General features: G+C 64.6%; 30 protein-coding genes and 1 tRNA gene. 19 read left to right on the plus strand and 12 right to left on the minus strand.

Going from position 1 to position 24,723, the window contains the following annotated elements:
• Positions 1-28 precede the first annotated feature (28 nt).
• From htpX to SLQ33_RS09410, 3 genes are all read left to right on the plus strand, one after another.
• Positions 29-907, plus strand: a complete 879-nt coding sequence (htpX, locus tag SLQ33_RS09400; RefSeq protein ID WP_319453548.1) for a zinc metalloprotease HtpX — start codon at positions 29-31, stop codon at positions 905-907.
• 79 nt (positions 908-986) lie between these two features.
• Positions 987-1,490, plus strand: coding sequence for an allene oxide cyclase barrel-like domain-containing protein (locus tag SLQ33_RS09405; protein ID WP_319453549.1), 504 nt, complete (start codon positions 987-989; stop codon positions 1,488-1,490).
• 50 nt (positions 1,491-1,540) lie between these two features.
• Positions 1,541-2,080 (plus strand): hypothetical protein, encoded by a 540-nt coding sequence (locus SLQ33_RS09410; RefSeq protein ID WP_319453550.1) that lies wholly within the window; start codon positions 1,541-1,543, stop codon positions 2,078-2,080.
• A gap of 184 nt (positions 2,081-2,264) precedes the next feature.
• Here the strand turns inward: SLQ33_RS09410 and SLQ33_RS09415 are convergent, their stop codons facing one another.
• The 3 genes from SLQ33_RS09415 to SLQ33_RS09425 form a co-directional block, all read right to left on the minus strand.
• The gene (locus tag SLQ33_RS09415) at positions 2,265-3,290 is read right to left on the minus strand and encodes an NAD(P)H-dependent glycerol-3-phosphate dehydrogenase (RefSeq protein ID WP_319453551.1); all 1,026 of its coding nucleotides are present in this window, start codon (positions 3,288-3,290) and stop codon (positions 2,265-2,267) included.
• Positions 3,291-3,350: 60 nt separating this feature from the next.
• Positions 3,351-4,037 carry a hypothetical protein gene (locus SLQ33_RS09420; protein WP_319453552.1) on the minus strand — a complete coding sequence of 229 codons (687 nt, stop codon included), beginning with the start codon at positions 4,035-4,037 and terminating at the stop codon, positions 3,351-3,353.
• A 100-nt stretch (positions 4,038-4,137) separates the two neighbouring features.
• Positions 4,138-4,629, minus strand: a complete 492-nt coding sequence (locus SLQ33_RS09425; RefSeq protein ID WP_319453553.1) for a YajQ family cyclic di-GMP-binding protein — start codon at positions 4,627-4,629, stop codon at positions 4,138-4,140.
• 100 nt (positions 4,630-4,729) lie between these two features.
• On the opposite strand from SLQ33_RS09425, the gene SLQ33_RS09430 reads away from it, so the two are divergent.
• Together SLQ33_RS09430 and SLQ33_RS09435 are read left to right on the plus strand one after the other, a co-directional pair.
• Positions 4,730-4,815: transfer RNA gene (locus SLQ33_RS09430), tRNA-Tyr, on the plus strand.
• A 203-nt stretch (positions 4,816-5,018) separates the two neighbouring features.
• A complete protein-coding gene (locus tag SLQ33_RS09435; RefSeq protein WP_319453554.1) occupies positions 5,019-5,330 on the plus strand; it encodes a DUF3303 domain-containing protein in 312 nt (103 codons plus the stop codon).
• Here the strand turns inward: SLQ33_RS09435 and SLQ33_RS09440 are convergent.
• Together SLQ33_RS09440 and SLQ33_RS09445 are read right to left on the minus strand one after the other, a co-directional pair.
• A complete protein-coding gene (locus SLQ33_RS09440) occupies positions 5,327-5,464 on the minus strand; it encodes a hypothetical protein (protein ID WP_319453555.1) in 138 nt (45 codons plus the stop codon). The two genes, SLQ33_RS09435 and SLQ33_RS09440, sit on opposite strands and share 4 nt — an antisense overlap.
• A gap of 100 nt (positions 5,465-5,564) precedes the next feature.
• Complete coding sequence (locus SLQ33_RS09445; protein WP_319453556.1) at positions 5,565-6,578, minus strand: Fic family protein; 1,014 nt, start codon at positions 6,576-6,578, stop codon at positions 5,565-5,567.
• Positions 6,579-7,170: 592 nt separating this feature from the next.
• On the opposite strand from SLQ33_RS09445, the gene SLQ33_RS09450 reads away from it, so the two are divergent.
• The 10 genes from SLQ33_RS09450 to SLQ33_RS09495 all read left to right on the plus strand — a co-directional run bounded on the left by SLQ33_RS09450 (position 7,171) and on the right by SLQ33_RS09495 (position 16,533).
• Positions 7,171-7,860 carry a hypothetical protein gene (locus tag SLQ33_RS09450; protein ID WP_319453557.1) on the plus strand — a complete coding sequence of 230 codons (690 nt, stop codon included), beginning with the start codon at positions 7,171-7,173 and terminating at the stop codon, positions 7,858-7,860.
• Between the two features lie 238 nt (positions 7,861-8,098).
• Positions 8,099-9,706, plus strand: a complete 1,608-nt coding sequence (locus SLQ33_RS09455) for a methane monooxygenase (protein WP_319453558.1) — start codon at positions 8,099-8,101, stop codon at positions 9,704-9,706.
• Between the two features lie 18 nt (positions 9,707-9,724).
• The gene (locus tag SLQ33_RS09460) at positions 9,725-10,885 is read left to right on the plus strand and encodes a toluene hydroxylase (protein ID WP_319453559.1); all 1,161 of its coding nucleotides are present in this window, start codon (positions 9,725-9,727) and stop codon (positions 10,883-10,885) included.
• A complete protein-coding gene (locus SLQ33_RS09465; RefSeq protein ID WP_319453560.1) occupies positions 10,882-11,307 on the plus strand; it encodes an MmoB/DmpM family protein in 426 nt (141 codons plus the stop codon). Before SLQ33_RS09460 ends, SLQ33_RS09465 begins: the two co-directional genes overlap by 4 nt.
• Positions 11,304-12,326 carry a 2Fe-2S iron-sulfur cluster binding domain-containing protein gene (locus SLQ33_RS09470; RefSeq protein WP_319453561.1) on the plus strand — a complete coding sequence of 341 codons (1,023 nt, stop codon included), beginning with the start codon at positions 11,304-11,306 and terminating at the stop codon, positions 12,324-12,326. The genes SLQ33_RS09465 and SLQ33_RS09470 overlap by 4 nt, the downstream gene beginning before the upstream one ends.
• A 2-nt stretch (positions 12,327-12,328) precedes the next feature.
• Positions 12,329-12,853, plus strand: coding sequence for a methane monooxygenase (locus SLQ33_RS09475; protein ID WP_319453562.1), 525 nt, complete (start codon positions 12,329-12,331; stop codon positions 12,851-12,853).
• 47 nt (positions 12,854-12,900) lie between these two features.
• A complete protein-coding gene (locus SLQ33_RS09480; RefSeq protein ID WP_319453563.1) occupies positions 12,901-14,469 on the plus strand; it encodes a sodium:solute symporter family transporter in 1,569 nt (522 codons plus the stop codon).
• A 25-nt stretch (positions 14,470-14,494) separates the two neighbouring features.
• Positions 14,495-14,842, plus strand: coding sequence for a hypothetical protein (locus SLQ33_RS09485; protein ID WP_319453564.1), 348 nt, complete (start codon positions 14,495-14,497; stop codon positions 14,840-14,842).
• Positions 14,839-16,158, plus strand: coding sequence for an LLM class flavin-dependent oxidoreductase (locus tag SLQ33_RS09490; protein ID WP_319453565.1), 1,320 nt, complete (start codon positions 14,839-14,841; stop codon positions 16,156-16,158). Before SLQ33_RS09485 ends, SLQ33_RS09490 begins: the two co-directional genes overlap by 4 nt.
• 117 nt (positions 16,159-16,275) lie before the next feature.
• A complete protein-coding gene (locus SLQ33_RS09495) occupies positions 16,276-16,533 on the plus strand; it encodes a hypothetical protein (protein ID WP_319453566.1) in 258 nt (85 codons plus the stop codon).
• On the opposite strand, the gene SLQ33_RS09500 is transcribed toward SLQ33_RS09495, so the two are convergent.
• The gene (locus SLQ33_RS09500; protein WP_319453567.1) at positions 16,530-16,745 is read right to left on the minus strand and encodes a three-helix bundle dimerization domain-containing protein; all 216 of its coding nucleotides are present in this window, start codon (positions 16,743-16,745) and stop codon (positions 16,530-16,532) included. The genes SLQ33_RS09495 and SLQ33_RS09500 overlap by 4 nt on opposite strands.
• Before the next feature lie 21 nt (positions 16,746-16,766).
• Complete coding sequence (locus SLQ33_RS09505) at positions 16,767-16,994, minus strand: hypothetical protein (protein ID WP_319453568.1); 228 nt, start codon at positions 16,992-16,994, stop codon at positions 16,767-16,769.
• A 117-nt stretch (positions 16,995-17,111) separates the two neighbouring features.
• Here SLQ33_RS09505 and SLQ33_RS09510 point away from each other — a divergent pair, with 117 nt between their 5' ends.
• Positions 17,112-18,266, plus strand: coding sequence for a hypothetical protein (locus SLQ33_RS09510; protein ID WP_319453569.1), 1,155 nt, complete (start codon positions 17,112-17,114; stop codon positions 18,264-18,266).
• A 9-nt stretch (positions 18,267-18,275) separates the two neighbouring features.
• Here the strand turns inward: SLQ33_RS09510 and SLQ33_RS09515 are convergent, their stop codons facing one another.
• Complete coding sequence (locus SLQ33_RS09515) at positions 18,276-18,977, minus strand: alpha/beta fold hydrolase (protein WP_319453570.1); 702 nt, start codon at positions 18,975-18,977, stop codon at positions 18,276-18,278.
• Between the two features lie 60 nt (positions 18,978-19,037).
• On the opposite strand from SLQ33_RS09515, the gene SLQ33_RS09520 reads away from it, so the two are divergent.
• On the plus strand, positions 19,038-19,553 hold the full coding sequence (locus SLQ33_RS09520; RefSeq protein ID WP_319453571.1) for a hypothetical protein: 516 nt from the start codon (positions 19,038-19,040) through the stop codon (positions 19,551-19,553).
• 452 nt (positions 19,554-20,005) lie between these two features.
• Positions 20,006-20,278, plus strand: a complete 273-nt coding sequence (locus SLQ33_RS09525; RefSeq protein ID WP_319453572.1) for a hypothetical protein — start codon at positions 20,006-20,008, stop codon at positions 20,276-20,278.
• Between the two features lie 90 nt (positions 20,279-20,368).
• Here the strand turns inward: SLQ33_RS09525 and SLQ33_RS09530 are convergent, their stop codons facing one another.
• Positions 20,369-21,259 carry a septum formation family protein gene (locus tag SLQ33_RS09530; protein WP_319453573.1) on the minus strand — a complete coding sequence of 297 codons (891 nt, stop codon included), beginning with the start codon at positions 21,257-21,259 and terminating at the stop codon, positions 20,369-20,371.
• A 148-nt stretch (positions 21,260-21,407) separates the two neighbouring features.
• Here SLQ33_RS09530 and SLQ33_RS09535 point away from each other — a divergent pair, with 148 nt between their 5' ends.
• Positions 21,408-21,560: a hypothetical protein gene (locus SLQ33_RS09535; protein WP_319453574.1), complete on the plus strand. Its 153-nt coding sequence runs from the start codon at positions 21,408-21,410 to the stop codon at positions 21,558-21,560.
• Between the two features lie 56 nt (positions 21,561-21,616).
• Here SLQ33_RS09535 and SLQ33_RS09540 read toward each other — a convergent pair whose 3' ends face one another.
• Genes SLQ33_RS09540 through SLQ33_RS33595 form a run of 3 tightly spaced genes read right to left on the minus strand, consistent with a single transcriptional unit; the run spans position 21,617 to position 24,568 of the window.
• Entirely contained in the window at positions 21,617-22,882 is a 1,266-nt protein-coding gene (locus tag SLQ33_RS09540) for a radical SAM protein (RefSeq protein WP_413467618.1), read from the minus strand.
• The gene (locus tag SLQ33_RS09545; protein ID WP_319453576.1) at positions 22,879-23,943 is read right to left on the minus strand and encodes a hypothetical protein; all 1,065 of its coding nucleotides are present in this window, start codon (positions 23,941-23,943) and stop codon (positions 22,879-22,881) included. Before SLQ33_RS09545 ends, SLQ33_RS09540 begins: the two co-directional genes overlap by 4 nt.
• A complete protein-coding gene (locus SLQ33_RS33595; protein WP_413467619.1) occupies positions 23,915-24,568 on the minus strand; it encodes a GNAT family N-acetyltransferase in 654 nt (217 codons plus the stop codon). The genes SLQ33_RS09545 and SLQ33_RS33595 overlap by 29 nt, the downstream gene beginning before the upstream one ends.
• Between the last annotated feature and the right edge of the window lie 155 nt (positions 24,569-24,723).

Genomic DNA, 24,723 nt, shown 5'->3' on the forward strand with positions numbered 1-24,723 from the left:
AGCGAGACTCCACACGAGGAAGAAGCTGATGACCTGGCACCCCCATGCGAACCGATTGAAGACGTTCCTGTTGCTGGTGGGGTTCTCGGCGCTGATCGTGTTCGTCGGCGCGCTGTTCGGCCGCAACATCATGATTCTGGCCGTGTTCATCGCCTTCGGCTTCAACGCGTACGTGTACTTCAACAGCGACAAGATGGCGCTGCGCGCGATGCACGCCCAGCCGGTCAACGAACTGCAGTCGCCCGAGATGTACAAGATCGTGCGGGAGCTGGCGACGACGGCCCATCAGCCGATGCCGCGGCTCTACATCAGTGACACCGCCGCCCCCAATGCGTTCGCGACCGGGCGCAATCCGCGCAACGCCGCGGTGTGCTGCACGACGGGCATCCTGGACATCCTCGACGAGCGCGAGCTTCGCGCGGTGCTCGGGCACGAACTGTCGCACGTCTACAACCGCGACATCCTCATCTCGTGCGTGGCCGGTGCGATGGCGACGGCCATCACGGCCCTGTCCTACCTGGCTTACTTCGGGAGCATCTTCGGCGGGAACCGTGAGGGCGGCACGAATCCCCTTGCCCTGCTGCTGGTTTCGCTACTTGGACCCATTGCCGCGACGGTGATCAAGCTGGCCGTATCGCGGTCGCGGGAGTATCAGGCCGACCAGTCCGGGGCCGAGTTGACGGGTGACCCGCTGGCGTTGGCCAGCGCGTTGCGCAAGATCAGCGCGGGCGTGCAACGCTCGCCGCTGCCACCGGAGCCGCAGCTGGCCGATCAGGCCCACCTGATGATCGCCAACCCGTTCCGCGCGGGCGAGAAGATCGGAAAGCTCTTCTCGACGCACCCGCCGATCGAGGACCGCATCGCGCGCCTCGAGCAGATGGCCGGCCGGGGGCCTGGCCAGTACTAGTTCGTTTGTCGAATGTGCGCGGCAGCGCTGCGCCCGGCGGTACCGTCCAGCTAACTCACAACCTGGAAGGTCGCTGCACATGGAACGCTATGGCAAACGGGCAGCTGCGGCCGTCATCGGCCCGGCCGCGATGGCGCTGGCCCTGTCCGGGCTGCTGGCCCCTGCGGCTTCGGCCGACACCACGCTCACCCTCTTCGAACGCGACGACGTGCAGAATTTCGTCGACCATGGCGAACCCGGGCCCGGTCCTGGGGATCAGTTCCTCTTCGCCGGCGATGTGTTCGACCGTCCTGGCGGTGTGTTCCTCGGGCGCTCGTCTGGCGTCTGCACCACCTTGACCGGTGATGGGCAGGCGGGCCAGACGACCTGCAGCGCTACGTTCGACCTCGCCGGCGGTCAAATCCTCGTGCAGGGTTTCGTGGACAGCAACGCATTGTTCGTTTCGGGCGGCACGAATCCCTTGGCCATCACGGGTGGTACCGGCGTATATCGCAACGCACGTGGTGACGGAACAATTCAGGTACCCGTGGACGTCCCCAATCAGACCGACGCGAACTTCGTGCTCAACGTCATCGACGGGTGAACGAGACCAAGCGTGCTGCGCCCCGGGTCGGCACCGTCTAGGGTGAGCGGGTGCTGAGCAGAATCCTGATCGGCCTGGTCGCTGCGGGGGCAGCTGTGATCGGTGCGCCCGGTGTGGCGTCCGCAGATCCCGAACCAGCGCCGGCCCCGCCCCCGCCCAATGCCAACATGTTCGCGCCCGTCAAGGCGTCCGACTTCGCCATGCAGAACGGCGAGGTCTACGCCTTTGCGGTGCCCGGTGACATCGCTTGCGTGATGACCCGCGGTACCGGCAGCTACGGCTGCAGTGGCCCCATCCCCGCCGCACCGGGCGGCGCCAACGCCGTCACCGGTTCACAGCAGGGCCCGGCCGGCTTCGCCAACGCGGACCGCCCGCTGTACATCTTCGAGACGCTGCCCAAGCCGTTGCCCCCAGGAACGCGCATCAACTTCCGCAACGTCGCGTGCGGGACTGACGGCACCAACACGGTCTGCAACAACAACTACGATGGCGGTGGCTTCGTCATCAGCCCCGCGGGCAGTTTCGTCATCGAACCCAACAATCCGCTGTTGACCAACGACGGCGGCGGGCGCAACCCGTACTTCAACTAGCGACACGTCCCGGGCCCATTTTCGGGCCGGGGTTCGGGATAGATGTCGATCTCGGTGCTATGGGCGAGAACGACGCCATGGTCGTGATTTTCGAAGCGACAGCCAAAATCGCAGCCCTCACATGCCATTCGGCCATAGCACCGAAGTAGGTAGTGACTCCCAGGTCCTCGATTGCCGAAATCGGCTAGAAGCCGGCGCCGTGCACCTCGTGGCCGGGCTTCTCGGCGGCCAGCCCGCGGTAGGCGTCCTCGACGGTAGAGCCGTGGTTGACGACGCCGTCGACTTCGCGCGCGATCGGCATGGTGATGCCGTACTTCTCGGCGAACTCCATGATGACACTGGCGGCCTTCACGCCCTCGGCGACCTGGTTCATCGCGGCGATGATCTCGTCGATGGTCTTGCCCGAGCCCAGTTGCTCGCCAACGTGGCGGTTGCGGCTGCGCTGGCTGGTGCACGTCACGATGAGATCGCCCATGCCGGCCAGTCCGGCGAACGTCTCGCGTGCACCGCCCATCGCGACACCGAGCTTGGACATCTCGGCCACCGCGCGGGCCATCACCAGGGCGCGTGTGTTCTCGCCGATGCCCAACGCGTAGCCCATGCCGACGGCGATCGCGTAGACGTTCTTGAGCGCGCCGGCCATCTCGACGCCAACGACGTCGTCGGTGGTGTACGTACGAAAACGCTGCGTGCGGAACAGGTTTGCGAGATTGGCGGCCAGATGCTGGTCGGGCATCGCCAGGACGGCGGCGGCGGCGTAACCCTCGGCGACCTCACGCGCGATGTTCGGCCCGGCCAGAATCCCGGCAGGGTGGCCAGGCAGCACCTCGTCGACGACCTGGCTCATCCGCATGTTGGTGCCCTGCTCGAGACCCTTCACCAGCGACACCACCGGCACCCACGGCCGTAGCTCCTTGGCCAGCTGCTCCAGCACGCCGCGGAAGCCGTGCGACGGTACGCCCATCACGATGACGTCGGCGCACTCGGCGGCTTCGGAGAAGTCGGTGGTGGCCTGCAAGGTGGGCGACAGCGCGACCTCGTTGCCCAGGTACTTCGTGTTGCGGTGCTTCTCGTTGATGTCGGTTGCGGTTTCCTCCGAGCGCACCCATTGCAGCGTCGGCCCGCGCCGCGCGCAGATGGACGCCACGGTGGTGCCCCAGGAGCCTCCACCGAGGACGACGACTTTGGGTTCGCGTTGTGCAGCAGCCATCCGGTCAGCGTATTGCCGACAGCGGTGGCGGGAGGTGGGTTTTGGCCTAGCGACGCGAGGTCACCAGCCCCAGCCGCCGCCGCCCTTGTTCTGGCCGGGAGTGGCGTGGGCGGGCGTCTGTGTGATCTTGGGGGCCACGCTGATGGGTGCGCGGGTCACGTTGGTCTGCGGCGGCTTCTGCTGGGTCGGCTCGGTGTAGCGGGGGTAGTACCGCGGCTGCTGCGGCGCTGCGGGCGGCGGAGGCTCTGCCGGGGGCGGCGGTGGAGGAGGCAGGGGCAGACCGACGGGTGGCGGGGCGAGCGGGGGCAGCAGGCTGGGTTGCTCGGTCTGCGTCGGCGTCGCCGAGGCGCTGGGCGACGGGGCAGGCGTCGTCGTGGTGCCGGCGTCCTGCGGCGCGGGGGTCGAACTGGGCCACAGCAGTACGACGATGGACGTCACCGCCGCGACGAGGCCGGCGACGAGCAGCGCGATCTTCGCCGCGTTGGAGCGGTACCAAGGCTCTGGCTTCGCGCGGAAGGTCAGCGTCGTGAAGGCCGGGGCGGTGGCGGGGTGCGGGGCGTAACCGTTGGTGTACTGGGGGGCGCCGGCGAAGCCGGGTGGGAGGTGGTCGCGGGTGGGATCGTCGTCGATCTCGTCGGGGAGTTCGACGATGGGCAGCCGCGGATCGGTGGGCGCCTCGTCGATCGCTTCTTCGGCGGCGCGACGAATTTGTCGTCGCTCCACGATGCGCTCTACGGGCTTGACCACCAAACGAGCTTAACCCCGTGGTACGCCCGTTTTCACCCCGATCAGCGCTCTCAGAGGGTCGGGGTGCGGGGTGGCGTTGGGAGGGAACGTCTTTCGCGCGTCAGCGATAGTTGACGAATTGCAGCGCCACGTCAAGATCGGCGCCCTTGAGTAGCGCGATGATGGCCTGAAGGTCGTCGCGCTTCTTGGAGCTCACCCGGATCTCGTCGCCCTGGATCTGCGCCTTGACGCCCTTGGGGCCCTCGTCGCGGATGAGCTTGGTGACCTTCTTGGCGTCCTCGCTGGAAATGCCCTGCTTGATGCTGCCAATCACCTTGTACGTCTTGCCCGACGGCTGCGGGTCGCCCGCGTCGAACGCCTTCATCGAGATGTCGCGGCGGATCAACTTCTCCTTGAAGACGTCGACGGCGGCCTTGACGCGCTCCTCGGTGGAGGAGACCAGGATGATGCCCTCCTCGCCCTGCCACTCGATGGTGGTGTCGGTGCCGCGGAAGTCGAACCGGGTGGCCAGCTCCTTGGCGGCCTGGTTCAGGGCATTGTCGACCTCTTGACGATCGACCTTGCTGACGACGTCGAACGATGAATCCGCCATTGGATCCGCTCCTCCTGTGCTCTGGTGCGTTTTCGTCTTGGGACCATCCTCGTTGTACTCTGCTTCTCGCACCAAACCCGGGTATGGGTTGGTGCAGCCAGGCAGGTTGCCCGAGCGGCCAATGGGAGCGGACTGTAAATCCGTCGGCTTACGCCTACACAGGTTCGAATCCTGTACCTGCCACCAAGTCAGGCCCCCCTTGAGGGGGCCTGACTTGTTCGAACAGCAGAAAGGTGCGCCGTCGGTGCACTCACGGCAACGAGCCGAAAATGGCTGCGAATCTTTTGGTTCTTCTGCAACGAGCGAACCTGCCGAGGGGAAGACTTTGCCCCGTGCGGTGCGATAGCTCCGCGCGAACTACTGGTACAGCGAAGTACTAGGGGGAAGAAATGAAGTATGTGATGGCCTGGACGAGCCGACTCGGCGGCTCCGGCAAGGAGAACGAAGCGGGCGTGGCACGCGCCTTGGAACTGTTCTCGAAGTGGCAGCCCGCTGCGGGCACGACCTTCCACCAATTCGTCGGCCGACTCGATTCCGAAGGTGGATTCGCCGTCGTCGAGACCGACAACCCCACGGAACTGCTGGAGTCGACGGCCAAGTTCGCTCCCTTCAACGTGTTCCAGATCCATCCGGTCGTGGACATCAACGACTGGGCGCAGACCGCGCAGGAGGCAGTCGAGTTCCGAGTGTCGATCGGCTAAACCTGGCGCGCACCGTGGCATAGGTCGACGAGCTGACTGGTAGTCCACGTCGGCGTGACCCTGGGCGTCCGGAGCAGATAGTCGGCGCGCTGCTCCGCAGTGCCGCCGAACGTCTCGGCGAGCCCGTCCAGCATCGTGCGCCGACGGCGCAGTGGGCTCGAGCATGTTCGAGAAGGCCGACAGTTGTCACCGATTGGAACAATCAGGGCGAAACTGAGCGCGGAGCGGATGAATTTACGGATCCAGCACCCGAAGGATGTCGTCGGCTATCCAGCGGTGGCGGGTTCCTGGACCTTCTCCGATTTCACGAACGATTCCTGCGGAAGTGAGCGTTCTGAGAAGATTTGTCGCTCCGGGTTGACTCATATCGAGTCGGGTCTGCACGGCACGAACGGTCATGATCGGGTTAGCGAACAGAAGGTCGGCGACCTCGATTGCGCGACTTCTGCTGCCTTGCAGTGCTATTCGATAGTGCTCACGTAAGTCGGCCAGTTCCTCCGCCCTAGTCACCGCGTCAGCGGCTTGACCAGCAATGCCTGCCAGGAAGAAGTTGAGCCACTCCTCGATTTCTCCGCGTTCTCGGACGAATTGGAGTCGGTCGTAGTACTCCTCTTTTCGCTGCTCGAAGTAACTCGAGATGTAAAGAAGAGGGGTGGGCAAGCGTCCAAGATTGAGCAGGTACAGGATGATGAATAGGCGGCCGATGCGGCCGTTTCCGTCCAAGAACGGGTGGATCGTTTCGAACTGGTAGTGCATGAGCGCGCAGCGCACGAGCAAGGGCAGCTTTGGATCTTTGTCGTGGAGGCATTTTTCCCAATCATTAAGAGCTGCCCACATGTTGTCGACGGTGGGAGGGACGAAGCGTGCGGTTCTTGGTTGATTGTCCGGTGACGAGATCCAGTTCTGCGTCTGGCGAAACTCACCCGGTGTGCGCTCTTGGCCTCGGACGCCGGTCAGCAATATCTCGTGCATCTCCCTGATCAATCGGAGTGAGATCGGAAACTCCGCGAGGCGGGCTAGGCCGTGTTCCAGTGCGAGGATGTAGTTGCGGACCTCCTGGACGTCGGCTCGTGTCGACGTGCCGGACACTGCAGCATCAAACACCTCGGTGACAGACGCTTGTGTGCCTTCAATCCTCGAACTCGCCACGGCCTCACGGGTGATGTAGGCGTTGACCAGCAGGTGTGGGTCTGGAAGAAGCCTCCCTGCGCCAGCTAGTCTCCCGAGGGCGGCGTCAGCTTCCGACAACAACATGATCGTGTGTGGAGCTAGTACGAGCTCGCGCGGGACTGGGCTTGGCTCAAACGCAAAGTAGGCGGCAGTCCCACCGGTCGAAACGGCGCGACCCCAATTGGGAGCTACAAACCTTGTTGGGTCCACAGGCACAAGCTATAACAAAACCGGCTTTTACTTATAGGTTGGCGCAGAACCTACAAACTAGTCTTTAACACAGCTCGATATGCAAGCTAACTACCGCGCTGAACAGGGCGGACGGGTGCAGCGGGTCCGATGGTCGAGATGGTCGCAACTCGGAAGCAAGGCGCGCAGGGCATCGAGTCCGAGGCTGGATTTCGGGTCCCCTGCGCCGCCACGCGAGCGCCCCAACATGCCTCTGAACTGCTGAAATGCATTGCCGTGGTCCAATGGCTATGTGTATCTGCGGCCTCTCTGTGGAACGGTCGCGCTCGTTGCGCTGGCGGTGTCAGTCGTGGGCTGTGACGACCCCGCCCCGCAAGCACAACCGCCCACGGCGACCACCGAGGCTCCGGTCTCCGGAACGCCTACCCCGACACCGGCCGCGCATCCACCACAGAGCTCGTCCGACCCGAGCTGTGATCGCGTGACGTGGCCGCGGCCGATGCCCGCCGTCGTCGGCTTGACCATCGACCGACTTAGCCCTGATATTCAACCGCTGACGTGTCTAGGCGGCGTGACGCTGGTCGGTCCGGACGGCTCGAGCTCGTCTGGTACCGATGCGGGGCAACTGCTGCGCATCGAAGCGGTCTCGGTCGCACCCGGTACGCCCGTGGGACGCGATGATCCCGTCACGGTGACCGTCGCAACCGCCGACACGGCCGGTGAGCCGGCCGGTGAGCCGGCCTACCGACCGTGCTCATGGGTGACCACCGCCGAAGCGGCTGGCTTCCTCGACGTCGCGCCGGTCATCTCCACTCCCATCGGCGATTGGAAGGGATCGACGGACGTCTCGTGCACCTATTTGTTCAAGGACGAGACCCGGCATCCTGAACGTGGGCAGAACGTCTCGTCCGAACTCCGACTGACGGCCGCACACATCGTCGACGCGGCATCCGAATTCGCCGCCAGCACCACAGCCGATTCCACGAGTATCACCGGGATTGGGATCAAGGCGGCGTGCACGCCCATGCCACCCGAGCCCATCACGCAGAAGACCACCTACCGGCTCAGCGTCTTGTTGCCCGACGAGCACCTCTACATTGCCTCCGGATTACGCGGTGAACCCTGCGACGTGCTCGAACGTTTCGCGCGGACTGCGGTATCCCGTATCTAGATCTAACCGCGGAAGCGACACGGGATCTACCAACCCTGAAGCGGCGGAAGCCATTTGAGGCTCTGTTGGCCGTCCGTGAGGTTCGCCTCGAGGGCCGCGGCCCGTGCAGAGACCGAGCTCGCACCACGCTGAGAACTCTGCGCATTCGCATCACCGCGAGCCAAACACTTCTTGGACGCTGGCTGTGAACCTACGTTCAACCGCGGGGAGCACCGCATGCACTAGGAGAACTGAATCAATGACCGTCACCCCAAACGACATCAGGGTGCCCACGCCAAGCGAGATCAAGGTTGGCGCCCAAGACGTGCACCGGTGGATCCAGGACATGGGGTGGGACGTTCCAGGCGGCCGCTCCAAGTACCCGACGAAGTACCAGTTCGACGGCGGAACTCGTGAGCAGTTCAAGGTGATCGTCGGCGAGTACTGCCGAATGGAGAACGAGAAGGACGACCGCCAATACGGCTCCCTGTTGGACAGCTTGGCCCGCATCCAGGCGGGAAGCCGAATCGAGCCGCGGTGGGCAGAGGCGATGAAGTTCGTCACCAACTTCCTCGAGTTGGGGGAGTACGCCTCGATCGGCGGGTCGGCGATGCTGTTGGACGCGGTGACCTCACCCGAACAGCGCAACGGCTATCTGTCACAGGTGGAAGACGAAGTCCGCCACACGAATCAGCTTGGCTACCTTAAGAAGTACTTCGCATCCCAGTACTACGACCCCGCCGGATTCACCGGCGGGCGGGGACACCGCGTCGGAAACCCACTGTTCTGGAACAACCGGCAACAGGCTTGCGAGACGTTCGTCTCGGGCGACCCGGTGCTGATCTCGCTCAACCTGCAGATCGTTGCGGAAGCCTGCTTCACCAACCCGTTGGTGGTCGCGATGACGGAATGGGCTGCGGCCAATGGTGACGAAGTCACGCCGACTGTCTTCTTGTCGATCCAGTCAGATGAGTTGCGCCACATGGCGAACGGTTACCAGACGATCGTGTCGGTCATCGAAAACGACCACAACATGCAGTACTTGCAGACCGACCTGGAGAACGCCTTCTGGATCCAGCACCGCGGCTTCAGCTCGATGGTCGGTAGGTCGTTCGAGTACGGAGCGGTCAACCGCGCCGAGCCGTGGGCGAAGACCTGGAATGACTGGGTAATCGAGGACTGGGGCGGCATCTGGATGGGCCGATTCTCACGGTTCGGCCTCGAATCACCGCGGAACTTGGCTGATGCCAGCCGGGATGCATACTCGGCACAACACGATTCCTTCGCCGTGGCGTACGCACTCTGGCCGTTCATCGGCTACCGCATCGAGCTTCCCAACGACACGGACAAGGAATGGTTCGAACGGCACTACCCGGGTTGGTACAGCACCTACGGCTCGGTGTTCGACAGGTGGCGTGAGATCGGTGTGGAGGATCCGGCGAATCGCACCAGCCCGGTAGAGCATCTGATCGAACTCGGAAAGGTGATGCACATCTGCCGGGTGTGCCAATCGCCCCTGCTGCAGATCGCGGAGGAGATCCAGGACGGCCTTTCAGGCCCGAGCGGCGTGCACACCCGAGTCATCGAGTACGCCGGTCGCAAGCACGCGTTGTGCTCCGACTCGTGCGAACGGATGTACCTCCAGGAGCCGGAACGCTACACCGGTGAGAATTTCCTGGAGATCTTCGACGGCTGGGAACTCTCCGAGATCGTTCGCGCCACTGGCGGAGTGCGCAGCGACGGCAAAACTCTGGTGGCCCAACCATCCTTGAACACCAAACGGCTCTGGACGCTCGACGATCTCGCGGCGTGCGCCATCGTCGTGCGCGATCCGCACGTGGCTGGCGTCAGCTTCGAGAAGTTCTGAGAGCCAGGGATAAACACAGTGACCAATACCTATCGGCGGAGTCTGCTCAATCCCGAGCACGACCTCGAGCGGGAGCCCATCGAAACACAGCGCACGGCGGTGTATTTCGCGAATCCATACCGCCGCCGCATCTCCGAGTACGAACAGGTGCTGCTCTACGCACAGCCGAACCCGGACTGGATCCGCGGCGGCATCGGCGTCGGTGGCTGGGGCACCCGGTTCCCAGGCGGACGAGGAGCGTGGGAGAACTACTTCACCGAGGCCCGCTGCACCGACTGGTTCGCGTTCAGAGATCCCGAGGGGCGCTGGCAGAAGCCGTACGTCGCGGAGAAGGCAGATCAATGGCGTTCGGCGGGTCGGCTGTTCTCGACCTACGGCACCCAATCACTGCACCGGGGCGCAGACCCGGCCTGGATCGAAACGATGATCGGTGAGCACCTCGGCGCGCTCGTGTTCCACGACTACGGCGTGTTCATGGCGCTCGCTTCACCGATACGCGACAGCCTCGTCGACACGCTCCGGGTAGCGATCGTCAACTGGGCCCTCGACTTCCTCGACAGCGCACAGCAGATCCAGGCCGAGAAAGTGTATCTAGGCCAGGCGATTTCAGAATCGCTGGCCGAGCTCGGACCGGCCAAGCAGCGCTGGCTGCACGATCCGGCCTACGTTGGCGCGCGGTCGTTCGTCGAACACCTCTGGCGCGACGGATACGACCACATCGAGGTCGTCTTCGCGCTCGCCCTGATCTACGAGCCCCTGTTCGGTCGATTCGTGCGCCAGGAGCACTTCTATCGACTCGCCCCGCTCTTCGGCGACCGGCTCACCCCGCAAGTTTTGTGGCCGACCTTCCGTTCGGCCGAGGCGGCCAACACCTGGACCCACGAACTGTTCGCCAACATCCTCGGCTCCGACAAGGAATTCGGTGCCTACAACCGCCAGATCATGGCGTGGTGGGCGAAGCGCTGGCTGCCGCGGGCGGTGAGCGCGGTCGCGGGAATCTCCACGATCTTCCCATCAGATGGGCCGATCTCCGGTGCGCACCACGAAACACCGCGGCAGGTCTTCGAAGTGCTTGCCAACGAGTGGATTCAGCACACCGCGCCGCTCTGGGACTCCGACTTGACCGCCGCTGACCTACTCGACTCGTATGACGCCAGTGTCGCGGTCGGTGCGCGGTGACCGAGGTGCAGGCAAGTGAGCCGAACGCCCATCAAGCCGCCGTCGACCGTCGGGTCGCGGATGTCGACGCCGAGCAGGTACGAGCCAACTTGTTCAATCACCGGGGGGTGGTCGAGAACCGCAGGGTGGTGCTGACGCTCACCAAGGCCGACGAGATCGAGGCAACGGTGGAATGGCTTGCCGAGCAATACACCGGCCAGCCAGGTTTCGGCATCGAGGACTGCGGAACCTACTACCGCATCGATTGCCTCGAGGGTTTCGAGATCGACGCCGACGAGATCGCCGAATTGCTGGGGCACCCGTTCTCCGTCTACGACCTGCTCATCAACGTCTCGACCACCGTTGGCCGGGCTTATGTGCACGGCAACGTGTTTGCCATCACCACCGACCTCATCGGGTGGGAGCGGGAGGTCCCTCGATGAGTACCGAGTACAAGGTCGCGCTGACCTTCGAGAGCGCCGACCGCATCGACATCGCCTGCAGGGCAGACGAAGACGTCATCACCGCCGGGCTGCGGCAGGGTCATCTGCTGCTCAGCGACTGCCGCGCGGGCAGCTGTTCGACGTGCCGGGGCTTCCTCGTCGACGGCGACTACGACGAGTTGCTTCCGCACAGTCCTCACGCGCTGACCGACGCCGAGGAGGAAGAGGGCTACATCCTCGCGTGCCGCCTGCGGCCGACGAGCGACCTCGAGATCGACTTCGACTACCCGGCTGATCGAGTGGGCCGCTACGAGGACGGAACGCGTACCGGGCAGATCGTGGAGGCCGAACGGCTCTCCGACACGGTTGTTCGAATCATCGTTCGCACCAACGCAACGCAGGACCCGTTCGCTTGGGATCCTGGCCAGTACCTCCAGGTCACCTTGCCCGCCGTGGGAGCCACCCGCGCCTACTCGATGGCCAACGCACCCGACGGCACTCGTCAACTCGAGTTTCTCATCCGGCTGCTACCCGAAGGGCGCTTCTCCGGGCACCTTGCCGCCGGGTTGGGGAAGGGCGAACCGGTCCGTCTTCGAGGCCCGCACGGACAGTTCACCTTTCGCGGTAAGCACAACCCGGTCTTCGTTGCTGGCGGGACGGGCCTTGCGCCCATCATCGCCATGCTGCGGTCGTTGGTCGGTACCGCGCCAACCACCGCGGCGCGGCTGGTCTTCGGCGTCGCGACGGAATCGGACCTGTTCTACGTCGACGAGCTGGCGTCGTTGAGTCAGGCCCTGCCCCACCTCGACGTCGTCACCACCGTGGAGCGGCCCACCGCCGGCTGGTCAGGCGCGGTGGGTACGGCGACCGACGAGCTCGGCGAGATCGACCCGACGAGGTCCTACTACCTCTGCGGTCCGCCCGGAATGATCAGCGCCGCTGAAGAACTGCTGCTCGGTCACGGGGTGCCCCGCGATCGCATCCACGTCGAACGATTCCTCGAGACAGGAGATCAGTAGCCATGGCACGGACGGCCAAGGCCGCTGCGGGCGCTACGCCCCGCACCGAATACCCGCCCTTTGGAGATCAGGCCTCCCGCGCGGAGTGGACGGAACGGCTCGCACAGGTGACGACCCTCGCTACTGCCCTCGGCCTGCTGATCGATTGGCGCGACGGGCGGGACAAGGCGCTCGAAGAGGCGGACTTCCTCTGGATCGAGTCACGCATCGAGGACAAGGTCGCGGTGTTCCGGTTCGCCGAACTGTCCGGCGAATTCATCGACACCACGACGCTCACCGGCGAGCCGATAGCACCGACATGCGACGCGGCACTCACCGATGCGAGGTCGGCCGTGGACGTGGCGACACTCGAGGCGATCGTGGCCTCGTTCCGACACCGATACAAGCCACCCGTCATGCCCACCGTGCCGTTCATGCGGACCGAGACCGAACTCACCGAACTGCTCATTCTGCGTCGCAACAAGGGCTGGTACGACGAGCCCCTCGAGGAGTTGCGGCGCCGCCGGGCAGCAGTCGTAGTCGATTAATCAGCCGAGACAACACCAACTCTCAACTCATACAAGGAGATCCGATCATGCCCCAGCTTGACTTCATTCAACAAACAGGCGCATTGGGTTATGCGCTGCTACTCGGCCCTGGACTCGTGCTGCTACTCATTGCCCTGGCCGTCAAGGGTGCCGTCAAGACCACCCACAACTTCGTGATCTCAGGTCGGCTGCTGGGCTTCGGTTTCGGCGTTGCGTCGCTGATTTCGGTGTGGACGTGGTCGATGGCCGTCATGCTCTCGTCCGCCCAGGCCTACACCTGGGGCACGTCCGGACTCGTTTGGTTCATCGTGCCCAACGGCCTTGCGGTGATCATCATGGTGCCCTTCGGGTTGAAGGTGCGCCAGAAGATGCCGGCCGGGTACACCTTGGCGGAGTTCATCCGCGCCCGCTTCCAGACCGGTCTCAGCAGCGTCGCGACGCTGATCTTTCTGATCGGCGCGCTGCTCGGCGTCATCATGATCAACCTGGCCGGACTGGTGTTGATCATGCACACCATCTTCGGGCTGACCCCGATCAGCATCGTCGTCACCGGCATCATCGTCGTCACCGTCTACTCGTACTTCGGCGGACTCACCACGTCAGCGGTGACGGGAACCTTGAACACCCTGCTGCTCGGGGTTGGGTCGTCCGTGGTCGTGCTCTACGCATTGGCCAAGGCCGGCGGAGCGCAACTGGTGTTCGAGGAGGTTGACAAGCTCGGGGACCAACACCTGAACCCCTTCAATCCGGTCACGGCAGCGAGTTTCGGGCTGGCACTGGCGCTCGGCCTGCTCACCAACGTCATTGCCGACCAGTCGTTCTGGCAGCGGGTGTGGGCGATCCGCCCCAACGATCTGGGCCGCAGCTTCCTCTGGGCGGGCGTGTGGTTCTACCCGATCCCGTTGGCGCTCGGGCTGCTCGGCTTCATCGGTCTCGCCGCCGGGGTCACCCTCGACGACTTGGGCTCGCTTGGCGCAGGAGCGGTCGGTCCCCATGTCATCGCCAGCCTCGGCCTGCCGGTGATCATCATCGCCCTCTACTCCCTCGTCGTGGTCAACGCCTGCTTCGCCGCCATCGACGGCGCGCTGTCGGGAGTCACCTCGCTGGTGGCGGTCGACATCGTCCATCGCTACTGGCCACAGGTGTCCGAGCGCAGACTGCTCGGCATCACCAAGACCAGCATGATCGTCGCCGCGGCAGTCGCAGGCGGGGTCGTGCTGACCGGTATCGACTACGTGAATCTCGTTACCACCGTGTACTTCTACGGCACCAGCCTGCTGATCCCAGTGACCCTGAGCATCTTCTGGAACCGCCTGACCGGGGCCGGATACGTCTGGGGCGTGGTCGCAGGCATCGTCGTCGGGGGTCCGCTGCGGGAGACGCTGGGCCCGACGTACGGGCCTCTGTTCGGAATCATCGGGTTGATTGCGGCGTCGGCCATCGTGTCCGTCGTCGTCAGCCTCCGCCAGAACCAAGTGTTCGACTTCGACAGTCTTGCAGAGGGCAAGGCAGCGCTTCTTGAGCGGGAAAAGACCACGGCGACAACCGATGACGCATCAGAACCGGAGGCCCCGGCAGTGGAAGACGCACTGCCGCAGCCAGCCGGACAGCAGTAGTAGACAGAACTAGAAAGGCACTGTCGTGACCATTTTCTATATCGGTGCGGGCATCGGCTTGATCCTTGCCGTGGTGTACCTGTACGTCGGCGCGCTCAGCTTCCTGCGGATCCGGCGAGAGTTGCTGAACGGAACCGGGATCGATGAACTGAGGGAGGAGGACGATTCGTCCGCGGTTGCGCTCGTACCCGGGTTCACCTGGAAGGCAACGTTGGCCGTGCTGACGTCGTTCGTCGCCTTGATCATCGCTTCGTACAGCGGTGCGTTCTGGTACGTGCTCGCCTTGAGCGGACTCGGCACCGCGGCGGCGGTCATCGTCGCCTTCGTGCTCGAACTGCGGGAGGATCGCGAACCGGCGGCGCAGAAGGCATGACCAAGAAGAAGACGCACCTGCTGGGCTTCGTCCAGCACGGGGTGATGAATCACGCGTCGACGATGTGGGCGCACCCTCGGGACAAGGTGGGCTATCACTGGTCGCGCCCGGAGTATTGGCGCGACCTCGGCCGCATCATGGAGCGGGGGTTGTTCGACGCGATGTTCATCGCCGACGAGCTTGCGCCGTACACCACGTACAAGGGCAACTCGGATCCGGTAGTGAAGTACGCCGGGCAGTGTCCGGTGCACGAACCCGCCACTCTGGTGCCGATCGTCGGGGCGTTCACCAAACACCTCGGGATCGGCATCACGCTGTCGACATCCTTTGTGCCGCCGTACATGATGGCGCGGCACCTGTCGTCGCTGGACCACCTGACGAACGGCCGCGTCGGTTGGAACATCGTCACCTCGTACTCCAAGAGCGAGTTCCAGGCGATGGGCAAGGAGAACCTCACGCCGCGCGACAAGCGCTACGAGGTGGTCGAGGAGTACATGCAGCTGCTGTATCAGCTGTGGGATTCGTGGGACGACGACGCGATCGTCTACGACCGCGAGAACGGGATCTTCGCCGACCCGTCCAAGGTGCGCGAGGTCGACTTCCAGGGCGAGTTCTTCAAGTCCAAGGGCCGCCACTTCGTTGCGCCGTCGCCGCAGAAGCGGCCGGTGCTGTGGCAGGCCGGATCATCCGAGCAGGGTCGCGAATTCGCTTCCAAGCACGCCGAATCCGTGTTCGGCATCTTCCCGACGCCCAAGAGCATGCGGGCCTACGCCGACGACATCCGCACGCGCGCAGACGATCACGGCCGCGACCCGGAGTCGGTCAAGCTCATCTACGGGCTGCAGACGATCATCGACCGCGACAAGTCCCGCGCCAACGACAAGTACGCGGAGTTCGTGGAGAAGGTGCAGATCGAAAGCGCGCTCGGAATCCTCTCCGGCCATACGGGTTTCGACTTCTCGACGCTGGGCCTCGACGACAACGTCGTGGACGCCGACGTGCAGGGCATCCGCGGGCTGTTCGACGCCATCCTTGAAGCCAAGGACGGCGCACCGGTGACCGTGCGGGAGGCCGCGCAGATCTACGGCGTGTCGATGGGAGCCCCGGTGGCGGTGGGCACTCCTGCGGACGTCGCCGACCAGATGGAGCACTACCTCGACGACGGCGGCTGCAACGGCTTCATGTTGCTGGCGACCGATACGCCAGGCTGCTTCAACGACGTGACCGAACTGCTGGTGCCGGAACTGCAGAAGCGCGGCCGCTACCGCACGCGGTACCCAGGCACGACGCTGCGCGAGAGCCTGCAGGAGTACTAGCAGGCTTGCGAAATCAGTATTGGAAGCTTGCGAAATCGTTAAGGAACGTTGGCCGCACAATGAGGGATTTCTCATAGTCGCGCTGCGCTGCGCCGCCGTTGGGGTTACGGTACGCGCGTGACGATTATGGACGACGTTGCGGCCGCGGTGGCTGCCGACGCCATGCAGGCGGCGCACTTTCGCGTGTCACTCGCTGCCGAACGGGACCAGCTGCTGGCCTCGATCGTCAAGCGCCGGGCGATCATCGACCGCCGCACCAACGCCAACCACATGCGTTCTCAAGTGCGGACCGCCGAGGCCGAAGTGCGCCAGCTCAACCGGCTCATCGAGCGGCTCGACCGCCGCTTCTCGTCCCACTGGGAGACGGGCAGTTAGCTCTGCAGCCGGCTGAGTTCATTCCGTGCGTCGCGCTCAACGAGAAGCGGCACGAAGTCTCGAATGCGACGCCCGTCGTACCGCGCGTGATTGTGGTGCACCGTCAGCGTGACGGTGTCCGGGGCGATCGCGGGAAAGCTTTCTTTTAGCCGGTCGACGACCTGTTTGATCGCCGTCCACTCGCTTGATCTGATCTCCACCCCTACGACCATCGTGGAATGGTCGCACCGTGTTCACTCGGCCGTCAACCTTTGGCCATGTTCGCGTTCGAACGCCTCGTAGGCGACCGCGATGTCGTCGGCGGTGGCATCGGGATGTGCGCGCGCCACCGAGTCGATCGCCATCCACGTCTGCGAGCCCAATGTCGCTGTTACGGTCGGCAATCGGCCACCCACGATGGCCGAGTTGAGCAGGTTCTGAAAGATCCAGCGCGGATCTCCCGACGGCGTCTCGGACGGCACGAATCAAGCTTATGCGGGGTCGCCGACGGCCTGCCCACTTCGCGAGCGCACTTTCCGCACCCCCGCCGCGGCGGTACTCTCGTTATTCGACCTGTGCTGAATTGGGGGGCGAGGCGTATGGACGTGGTCTTGGGGCTTTCGTTGACCCCGACCGCGGTGCGCTGGGTGCTCATCGAGGGGGCGACGGGTGAGGGCGCTCCGATCGACCGCGGATCGCTGCTCGTCGACGAGACCTTCGATGCCGACCGGCTGCTCGACGACCTGCTCGGCGCCGACGCGGATTACCTCGTCCACGCCGTGGGCGTCACATGGGCCTGCGAAGCCGAGGCCGCCGCGAGTGCAATCCTGGCCGCCTTCGACGCCAGGCAGTTGGACAGCGTCCTCGCGATCTCGGACGTCGAGGCCGTCGACGCGCTCGCGTCGGGGATCTCCGACGTCGCCGGTTACGACGACGTCGCCGTCTGCGTCGTGGAACCCGATGCCGCCGTGCTCGCGGTGGTCGACGCCGGCAGCGTGACCGTCGAGCGCATCGACCGCCTCGGTGACGCGGACGCCGCCGAGGTAGCTGCCGCCGCGACGGCGAGCTGGGAGTCCGCCGTCCGCCAGCCCGAGGCGGTCTTCGTGCTCGGGTCGGTCGACCTCGATCCGATCGTCGAGGAACTCTCCGCGGCGTCCGACGTGCCTGTCATCTCCGCCGCCGAAGCCGACCTCGCCATGGCCCGCGGAGCGGCGCTGGCCGCAGCGACGGCCGTCGGCACGCTCGACGCGCAGGCGGCTTCGGCTGGGCTGCTGAGGTATTCGCGGACGGGCGCGTTGACGTCGGTGCTCGTTGCCGCCGTGGTCACGTTCGTCGTGTCGCTGGCGGCCGTGGTCGGGCTCCAGGCGGTGCCGGACCAGCCGTCGCAAAGGGACGTCGTCGACGCCGCCGACCGCGCCGTCCCCGTGGCGCCAGTGCCGTCGGTCGTCAAGGCCGCTCCCATCTCGCCGCCTGCCGCTCCGAAGAAGCCCGCCCCAAAGGCCCTGCCGGGGGTTCTGTCAACCCAATCACCGCCCCAGGTCGCGGAGACCGTCGTGCTTGCCCCGCCGCAGGCCCCCGCGCCGGTGTACGTCCCGCCGTCCGCGCCTGCGTACGTTCCACCGCCGGCTTACGTCCCACCGCCCGCGCCCGTCTACGTGCCACCCGTGCCGCCGCCTCAGCCACGGCTCCGCGATCGGATCATCGAGAAGATCCCGATCATCAACCGATTCCACGAGCCTCAGTACCCGGGCTAGCGGCTGCCGTCAGGCGACGGCGAGGCCGAGCAGCACGTCGGCGAGCACCGCGGGCCGCGAGTAGAACGGCGAGTGGCCTCCGGGGAGTTCCACGAGGTCGGCGTGAAGTCGCTCGTCGGCGATGCGGCGCGCCCACTCGGCACCCACGGCCTGATCATCCCTACACATCACGTAAGTGGTTCTCACGGAGGGGAATTCGGACAGGGTGAAGCACTGCGACGGGGGGAGCGCGGACTGTGGGCTCAGCCGCGCGACGGCGGCGGCCGCGACGGAGTCGTCGCAGTCGGCGTAGAAGATCTTGCGGGCGAGTTCGAGATCGGCGAACGGGGTACGCATCTGGTCGTCGAGCTCACCAAGCCCTTCGTAGAACAGGGGAGAAATCATGTCGGGCTCGCTGGCCAGCTGCTCGATCACGCTGCTGCCGAGCGCAGGAACGACGGCGCACAGGTACACCAGGTGCTTCAGCGGTCGACGCGCCGCGACCAACGGGATGACGCAGCCGGCGAAGGAGTGCCCGACGAGCACGACGTCGTCATGCTCCTGCAGTGCCGCGCAGACCACGTCGGCGCAGTCTTCGAAGCTGGCGGCTCCGTCGTCGAACGGCATGTCCACGGCCACCACGTCGTGGCCGGCGTCTTGCAGCAGCGGCGTCAGTAGCTCCCAGCACCACGCGCCGTGGAACGCGCCGTGGGCCAACGCGAACGTCGTCATGCTGCGATAGTAGGGACGGCAATCGCCGATGTGTCCCGATCCCGGACGAAGGAGGGCCGCGTGGCCCGCACATTCGCAGTGTCAATGACCATCGCCGCGGTCGCGCTGCTGTGGACGTCGGCGGACGCGGCCGCGGAGCCACCGGACGGGACGACGGCCTACGCCATCGGCAAGTGCGTCGACCCGAATCAGCCCGTCCCGCAACGACCGGCCGAATTCGACTACAACTGCGACGCCACCGGCGTGATGCAGGACATGGTCTGGACCTCCTGGGATCGCGACGGCGCCAGGGGCAGCGGCACGGACGCCTCCATCGAATGCCAGCCGAACTGCGCGCAGGGTGCGCGGCTCACCAACCCCATCGTCGTCCACGCGTGGAATCCGTTGCCGCCGAGCAGCATCGAGTGCCCGCAAGGGGTGGAGTTCTACTCGGATCTGACCATCGCGTACCCCAAGGGCGTGCCACCCTGGATCCAGCCCGGCACCACGTGGGACGACGGAACCGACTTCGTGACCATCGACGGCATGCCCGCGGTCCACTTCTCGCACCTGTCGCCGACCTGCCTACCGCGGTAGCCCTTCCGTTAGCCAACGTCATTCAAGATCGTGGTTTGTGCTGGTAGAGCGATAAATCAAGATCACGACACTCGTCGCTGAAATTTGTCGATTCCCTTGCGAGGGTATTGACGGGCCAGTAACGTTTCGCGCAGTTCGACGCCGTCGTCAGGCCTTCGCCACCGCTCGGGGGGACGGCCGGGAAGGGCCTGGCGCGGCGACGAACGTGGGGAAGTCGGGGGACTTTGGCGGCGCGTCTCGCATGGGGGCTTGCGGGGCGCGTCGCCAACCCACGTTCGCATACATACCTTCTGCACAGCCTGCGCACACGTCTGGCGGCGTATCGTTTAGCTTGGGTAAGGAATTGACACCGACGTCGACTCCTCAGTCCCGCAAAGACTTTGGCCCGTGCCGGGGAGGACCAGAGCCGCTGTGTCCACTACAAGGTAATCGCAGGTATTCCCATGAAGCACATGAAGAATCTGAAGACCGTCGCGGCAGGTGCCGCCATCGCCGGAGCGCTCGGGGTGGCCGCGCTGGGAGTCGGCTCAGGCGTCGCGAACGCCGATCCTGGCTGGGGCCACGGCCACGGCCGCTGGGACCCGGGCTGGGGTGCGCCCGGGTGGGGACCGCCGCCTCCGGCTCCCTATTACGGGTACGGCGGGTACGGCGGCGGCTACGGAGGCTACGACGCGCCGCCACCCTGCATCACCGGTCCGCTGGGCTTCGTGCACGTCTGCGCGTAGCCCGGGTCGGAAGGCTCGCCGAAAGTACGGTTGATTGCGGCCCCACTCGGGCGATGTGTACATCAACCGTACTTTCGACGGTTGATCAAACTAGGGCGCTGGCGGCCGACCGTCGATCAGCAGCGGGCCCTTCGCACTGTTGAGTAGCGTCGCCCAGCCTGCGCCGGACACCGCTCCGATGAGGCACGCGACCTGCCGGCTGCCGGCGTCCCAACTCGCCTGCTGGATGGTGCTGAAGACGACGGTCAGCGTCGTCTCGCGCAGCGTGACCGGCGCGAGGTAGGCGTCGGTGGCCTTCACGCAGCCGTCCTTGACGAAGGCGTCCTGATCCGCCTCGGCGGGTAGGCCGCCGGGGAACCGTGCGCCGACGCCGACGGTGCCGGTCACCTCCATCGCGTGCGGTGCGGCGCAGGCCACGGGAAGGTCGGTCGGCAGGTGGCTCGCGGGGTCGATGCCGATGCACGTTCCCGCAGGCCACGTCTTCGACTGGTCCTGGTCGGCGACGCGCCCGACGAACGTCGGTTGAGTGCCGTTGGGGCCGCTCTGCTGCAGTCCGCACAGCACCAGCCGTGTTCCGGTATCGCGCCAGTGCCGTTCGCCGCGCCACAGCATGGCGATGGTGAACCGGCCGTTCGGGTCGTACTTGGGGCCGAGGTAACTCCGCGCCGCGGGCTGGCACCGCTGCTGGCTGAGTTCGCGGATCTCGGCGGTCGTCGGTGGCGCGGCGTCGGGGCCGTACTGGTCGGAGACGTCGACGACCTCGGCGATCTCGAAGCGGTGCGCTTGCGAGCAGTCGACGATGCGCGCCATGTCGGGCTGCTGCTCCGGCCAGATGAGGCAATCGCCAGGCCCGGCGTTCACCGCCTCGTCGACCATCCTGGCCTCACCAGTGACGACCTGGGTGGGCGCACACGCGACGAGACCGCTCACCACCAGGACGAGTGCCGCGACGGCCGAGCTCCGCCACCTTGCCTGCGCCACGAAACCTCCAAGCCTGAAAGGGCCTGTGAACAGCTAAGCACCGCTCGGCCGGGAAAGTGCCCGCAGAAAAGTGTCGGATTCCGAGCGGTTCGGTCCTCCTACCTATGAACGCAGCCATTGGGGCGGCGCCAAACGAAGGAGGCCAGCGATGAACATGCAATATGCGCAGGCCGTACTGATTCACGAGCGGTCCCACCGCAGAGCGCCCGCCGGCTACCTGAGCGTCTCGGAGGCGGCACGGGTCACCCGGCTGCCCATCGCGATGTTCACCAGCCAGCGCTGCTCCGAACGCATTCGTTGACGACGCCGGGAGGTGTGCTGGACGGATTGGCGATTCCCATCCTTGCTCGTCGTCGACTAGTGGACTGGGTTGCCTAGGCGATCAACCATCAGGGTGCGGAGCTCGTCTGTGAGTGCATATATCCGTAAGCCTTGATCATCGAGCGAGCCTGTTGGCTCCACGCCATAGAACATCTGCGGAGAACAGCCGTTTGGTCGTCCATTCCAGTTTGCTCGAATGTAGTCGCGAAGCTCCGCACCTCGACCGTTCCGGCTCGGTAGCCGTGATTCAGAGTTGACCATTTCGGCGATGGAGCCCCCAGGTACCCAGCAATCACTTAGCGAGTTGAAGGACACTTGACCGCTAGCTGATGCGCGTCGAACCGCTCCGAGGTAATTGAACTCAAGAAAGTTCGGAGCAGTCTTCAGTAAGACTTCGGCGCCACTGCAACAACAGGCACCGTCACCCAGAGGTAGTAGGTCCGTGTCCGCTGCGCCGAACGACATTCCGCAGGCATGTGTCTCCGCTCTCAACGAGACTATGGACTCGAGACGACGGGTCGCGGGGAGGAGCCATTCGCGTGCCGATCGTTCCGCCCCCTCGGCGGAATAGAGACGCCCAAGATCAACACCAACAGCCTGGCTCATCCGTTGCGTCCCACGCCATCGCTCCACTGGGAGCTTCAGGTACTCGACGCCGACGTGTCGCACCCCGGCGTCTGCCAGCTCGGCGATGAATGCGGCAGCTTCCTCCTCACGACCAGGCAGAAGCGGTTGCAGCCGAGCGGCGGTGGAGATACCTGCCCGCGAAAGATCTCTGAGCATTTGAATTCGTTCAGTCGGAGAAGGAGCGCCGCGATCCAGCTCCGCCGCTAGTCGGTCGTCCCTGGCGCTGAAGGACACCTGGACGACGAAATCGCCTTCACGGAGTAGCTCGAGGTATCGATCCTCGGCTAAGAGGACGCCCTTTGTGCTGATGATCGTGGGATAGCGCGTCGATGCGAGTTCCCGCAGAAGACTGCGTGATACGCCGAGTTCGGCTTCGAGAGGAGGGAATGGGTCGGACATTCCTCCGAAGTGGATCGGTTGTCGCCGCGTGAGCAAAGCACCGATCGCTGACGCTGGTTCATCGCCGCTCGTCGCTCTCCGCAAGGCCCTACCGATGGCCGCAGGATCCGCGACTTTGAGACCCTTCGGTGACCGCTGACCACCCCGCGCCGCCGCGAAGCAGTAATTACAGGAGAAGAGGCAATCGCTGTACGTGTCGAGGCGGAGCGGAAGGCCGCAAAAATAGAACTGGCTGGTCAGCGAGAGAGCGTATCGGTAGCTCTCATAGGCGCTCACTCAGTGCGAATCTCACGAAGATCGTCCGCGTCGGACGATGCGATCCAAAAGTGGCCGCTCAGCGTGACCGTCTGCTGTTTCGGGATATCGATGCGCGTCGCAGGGGTAGTCACGAATTCAGCCGGCAGCGACGTGCCAGAGCCGTCGCGCGCTACTAAACGAGAGACGCTCACGTCTCGATCCGAACGATTGACTACCGTCATCTCGAGCCTGTACTCGACGTCGCGCGACGAAAGTCCCGCTCCTCGCGCGGCTCCCGTGGACGACCACATTGCTCGAGCTTCCAACCCGTTCGAGATGACCTCGGAATTGTTGGCAGGAGGGTGGACGACTAGCATCGCAACACCGCCAGCGATCATTGCGACGAGTGCCGCGACAATGAGCCCGCGCGAAATGAGATTGCGCATTTCGGTGAGGAACAAGTTCTTGTAACGCTCGTCCAAGTGAAGCAGGTACAGCTGCTTCAGGTCCTGGGTGGCATCGATCCGGTCATTCGAAAGGCCCGTGACCTGCGTAGCAAAGATTTGCCACTGCTCGTCGGCGGCGTTTTTCTCGGCAGTCCGACCCGACTTTGAGTGCCGGGCCCACCGGTCGGGTCCGAACGCAGTCTTGTCTGGCAGGGCGCCGTGGTAGAACCACTTCCAGTTGGTTGCGGGGCCAAGCCAGGGATAGCTGTAATTCGTTTGCCGCATGTATAAGTACCAGACCGCGACTCCAAGCAACGCCAGGCTTACGCCGAGAAAGATGTATCCCACCCGCAGAGGTGTGATCGCGGTGCCGAGAGCGAGTGGGATGAAGGCGAGCCCAATGGGCGCCAAGGCTCCGCCGATTGCTGCGAGCTGGCCACGTCTCGTTTCGGCGTAGTGGATGCCGTCGATACGCTTTCCAATGAGTTGAGACAGCGAGTTGCGCACGCTTACGAGCTCACAGTCTTTGAGCAACGCGATTTTGGGATCAACGGAGAAGTCGTACGCCGGAACGGGCGGCGGCGAGAGGCCGGCAGGTGAATTAGATCCCTGCTGCCCAACTGGGCTACTGCTGTGGTGGTCCGAGCCGCTCACGCTTCCCCCTAGGGTAGGACGGCCGTAGCGTTCTAGCGTATGCGGAAAGTCCACGGGGCCGGGACGGCACGCCGAAGACCTCCGAAGACGCGGCGTCGTCGGCGACCGGGCCAAGATACGCGAAGACTGAAATCATTCGGCTAGCTGCGATTTCGAGCTCTCCGACCCGGCGCCAGCCCAGCTTTTCGTAAAGGCGGATAGCTGCGACGTTGTCTTGCGCGACGTCCAGGACGGGCAGCGCACCGTGGCGATGTGCGTAGTGCGTCGCCGCGGTAACCAAAGCTTCCGCGAGACCGTATCGACGGTAACTCGGCGACACAATCAGTCGGCTCAGGACCATCAGGTGTTCGCACTGGACACCCGAGGCCGTTGTCCAGATATCGCGAGCAGCATGGCTCGCGACCTCATGCAATGCGACGTGCCCTCGGACATTAGGGATGGCGTCGTGAACAACCCAGGCTGCGATCTGCTTGGGTGGCGCCAGCCAGCGAGCGGGGTCCGACGGCCATGAGATCGGATAACTATTCGCCAGGTGCACCGACCGGAGAAGATCGACGCACTTGCGTAGATCGTCCGGTTGCCTCGGCACCACTTCTGGGAAAGGTGCCCTTCTCGGGCTGTCCATAGGTCAAGTTTGACCGATGCCTCCGACAAAGTAGATGCGTAACCGCAGTCGTCGACGGCAAGAGGCGACGTGTCGACCGTGACGCGCGCGAGTGAAACCCGTCGGACGTGTCGCGCGAGTGCCACCGTCTATCGCGAGTGTCACCGTCTATAAGG

It is taken from the genome of Mycobacterium sp. RTGN6, from assembly GCF_033804605.1.
Lineage (GTDB): Bacteria > Actinomycetota > Actinomycetes > Mycobacteriales > Mycobacteriaceae > Mycobacterium.

What these genes read in the sequence shown, in the direction of transcription:
- htpX (WP_319453548.1), top strand. Translation starts at nt 29, where the DNA reads ATGACCTGGCACCCCCATGCGAACCGATTGAAGACGTTCCTGTTGCTG.
- SLQ33_RS09510 (WP_319453569.1), top strand. Translation starts at nt 17,112, where the DNA reads ATGGACGTGGTCTTGGGGCTTTCGTTGACCCCGACCGCGGTGCGCTGG.
- SLQ33_RS09405 (WP_319453549.1), top strand. Translation starts at nt 987, where the DNA reads ATGGAACGCTATGGCAAACGGGCAGCTGCGGCCGTCATCGGCCCGGCC.
- SLQ33_RS33595 (WP_413467619.1), bottom strand. Translation starts at nt 24,568, where the DNA reads ATGGACAGCCCGAGAAGGGCACCTTTCCCAGAAGTGGTGCCGAGGCAA.
- SLQ33_RS09470 (WP_319453561.1), top strand. Translation starts at nt 11,304, where the DNA reads ATGAGTACCGAGTACAAGGTCGCGCTGACCTTCGAGAGCGCCGACCGC.
- SLQ33_RS09525 (WP_319453572.1), top strand. Translation starts at nt 20,006, where the DNA reads ATGAAGAATCTGAAGACCGTCGCGGCAGGTGCCGCCATCGCCGGAGCG.
- SLQ33_RS09435 (WP_319453554.1), top strand. Translation starts at nt 5,019, where the DNA reads ATGAAGTATGTGATGGCCTGGACGAGCCGACTCGGCGGCTCCGGCAAG.
- SLQ33_RS09480 (WP_319453563.1), top strand. Translation starts at nt 12,901, where the DNA reads ATGCCCCAGCTTGACTTCATTCAACAAACAGGCGCATTGGGTTATGCG.
- SLQ33_RS09475 (WP_319453562.1), top strand. Translation starts at nt 12,329, where the DNA reads ATGGCACGGACGGCCAAGGCCGCTGCGGGCGCTACGCCCCGCACCGAA.
- SLQ33_RS09440 (WP_319453555.1), bottom strand. Translation starts at nt 5,464, where the DNA reads ATGCTGGACGGGCTCGCCGAGACGTTCGGCGGCACTGCGGAGCAGCGC.
- SLQ33_RS09490 (WP_319453565.1), top strand. Translation starts at nt 14,839, where the DNA reads ATGACCAAGAAGAAGACGCACCTGCTGGGCTTCGTCCAGCACGGGGTG.
- SLQ33_RS09425 (WP_319453553.1), bottom strand. Translation starts at nt 4,629, where the DNA reads ATGGCGGATTCATCGTTCGACGTCGTCAGCAAGGTCGATCGTCAAGAG.
- SLQ33_RS09455 (WP_319453558.1), top strand. Translation starts at nt 8,099, where the DNA reads ATGACCGTCACCCCAAACGACATCAGGGTGCCCACGCCAAGCGAGATC.
- SLQ33_RS09500 (WP_319453567.1), bottom strand. Translation starts at nt 16,745, where the DNA reads ATGGTCGTAGGGGTGGAGATCAGATCAAGCGAGTGGACGGCGATCAAA.
- SLQ33_RS09415 (WP_319453551.1), bottom strand. Translation starts at nt 3,290, where the DNA reads ATGGCTGCTGCACAACGCGAACCCAAAGTCGTCGTCCTCGGTGGAGGC.
- SLQ33_RS09535 (WP_319453574.1), top strand. Translation starts at nt 21,408, where the DNA reads ATGAACATGCAATATGCGCAGGCCGTACTGATTCACGAGCGGTCCCAC.
- SLQ33_RS09515 (WP_319453570.1), bottom strand. Translation starts at nt 18,977, where the DNA reads ATGACGACGTTCGCGTTGGCCCACGGCGCGTTCCACGGCGCGTGGTGC.